This is a genomic window from Ruegeria sp. AL12, from assembly GCF_056540885.1.
On record NZ_JBQFXN010000041.1, the window covers coordinates 1 to 1,487 of the forward strand.

A 1,487-nucleotide genomic window follows, 5' to 3' on the forward strand; every position below is an offset into this window, starting at 1 on the left:
CAAATCCGGTGGTTGGGAAGGTCTGCGATTTGTAAATCGTAACAACATCTTCCTCCTTGATCACATCCCGCAAAATCATCCGTGCCTTTACCGAATTTGCAATCGATGCCGCTGGATAGTCCTTGTTCGCCACACCAAGGATCGAGTTGTCGTGCTTTCCCGAATAGACGGGTTCGAAGTCGCGATCGGGCAGAAGATCAAAGTCACTTTTCAGGATCGCCGACGGTGCTTTGAAGCCCGAGTTGGACGTGGGTGACGTGAAGGCAAGTTGCTTACCTTTGATATCCTCAACCTTTTCGATGCCCGAGCCTGGGTAGGTGATGATCTCCATTTCATAACCGAAGTTACCGTCTTTTGAGGCCATAATCGTAAACGGTCGGAACCCGGCACAGTTTACTGCCAGTGGGTTGGACCCGGTGTTGAAGCCCGCAATATGCAGGCGTCCCGACCGCATCGCCTCGATCTGGGCGGCGTTGTTTTGGACCGGAAAAAAGACCACGTCCTTGCCTGTCTCAGCCTTCAGATGCTCTAGAAAGTCAGACCACGCGGTTTTGTATACGGCTGGGTCTTCGACCGGTGTATAGGCAAAAATCAGGGTGTCAGGATCAATTAGCTGGGAAGAATCTGTGGGGATATCCGCAATCAAATCCCCATCGACGTCGCAAAACCGCTCGTCCAGATCACCCCTCGGGCAATCTTGCGCCGAAGCTGTCCCGGAAAGCGACATGAGCGCAATTGCCGATGCCCCAACCAATAATCTGATGTCTATCTTCATGTTTTCCTCCCAGTCATGCGCGGTCTTTTTGCAGTCCGCTGTTCGTCATTCATTTCAGTGTTTACGGGGCGACAAGAATATCAACCTCGGCACCGTTGATCGCGTTAAGCAACTCTCCTGTTGGTTTCGTGTCGGAAACTATGGAATCCAGGTTGGTCAGGTCTCCGACCTGAGACAGGCCTTTACGGCCAAATTTCCCTGAATCGATTAAAAGATGTCGATTTGCTGCGCGCGTCAGCATCATTCTTTTGACAGCCGCAAAGCCGCGCACGGTTTCTGAAGGGCCTTCGACCGAAAAACCTGACGAGCCGATCATGCATCTGTCGACATTGAACCGAGACAGGAATTCCAGCGTTTCGGTTCCAATCGTCGCAGATTCGGTTGCCAGATATTCTCCTGGACAAAGCAGAACCTCGGCAGCCCCATGGCCGAGGGTCATTGCCACCGGGATTGAATTCGTAATCACTGTGCAAGGAGTGCCGAGATAGGCCAATGCACGGGCCATTTCGATTGTAGTCGAACCGGAATCGATCATGACCGTTTCACCATCACGAACCAGTCTCGCCGCGCTGATACCTATGCGTTCGCGCTCCTCAATCCGCGCGTTGGCTCGCTCGTCCAGACCTGGATAATGCCCTTGTGCCGGGGCAGATGCCCCTCCGTGCGCGCGTGCGATCAGGCCGTCATTCGACAGAGCGTCGAAATCCCTGCG

2 protein-coding genes are annotated in these 1,487 nt (G+C 53.5%); both read right to left on the bottom strand.

Annotated features, from left to right (window positions below; genetic code table 11):
• Positions 1–775 (bottom strand): phosphate/phosphite/phosphonate ABC transporter substrate-binding protein (gene phnD / locus ACR0C6_RS21140; protein WP_480621062.1); only part of this gene is annotated, 775 nt, incomplete at its 3' end.
• A 61-nt stretch (positions 776–836) separates the two neighbouring features.
• A partial coding sequence (locus tag ACR0C6_RS21145) for a DeoR/GlpR family DNA-binding transcription regulator (RefSeq protein ID WP_480621064.1) occupies positions 837–1,487 on the bottom strand: 651 nt, incomplete at its 5' end.